Here is a 473-nt window from a genome sequence, read left to right on the forward strand (position 1 = left end):
CTCCAGTGGCCGCTGTTGCCACGCGCCAATCTCTTCCATGACCTCGTCTGTCACAGAGCTGATGAAGTCGGGTGAAACCTCTGTTCCATACTGCTCGGACAAAAAGGCTCGGATCTCTCTGACCGTCATTCCACGGGCGTACATGGCGATGATCTTGTCATCGAAACCGGTGTACCGCCGCTCGTGCTTGGGGATCAGAATGGGCGCAAAACTGCCGTCTCGATCGCGAGGAATTTCCAGCCGCAGCGGGCCATCCCCCGTTAAAACCGTCTTGCCACTCTTGCCGTTACGCTGGTTGCTTTCATCCTCTGGGCGCTGCGCGCCCGGTCGATAGCCCAAGTGGTGGCCAAGCTCGGCATGCAGCGCGCGTTCGATCAGGGCCTTCTTAAACGCCGCAGAGGCATCCTCGATAGCTTCTGCGGTCATCAGGCCCTCACCGAACTGCTCCAGCAGCTCTTTGGGGATTTTGGGCA

The 473-nt window shown here is 59.0% G+C and carries 1 protein-coding gene; it reads right to left on the reverse strand.

All coding sequences use genetic code 11. From position 1 onward, the window contains the following. A partial coding sequence (locus WCE05_RS25965; protein WP_368816834.1) for a transposase occupies window positions 1-473 on the reverse strand: 473 nt, incomplete at both ends.

Source organism: Pseudomonas sp. I2 (genome assembly GCF_040984075.1).
Lineage (GTDB): Bacteria > Pseudomonadota > Gammaproteobacteria > Pseudomonadales > Pseudomonadaceae > Aquipseudomonas > Aquipseudomonas guariconensis_B.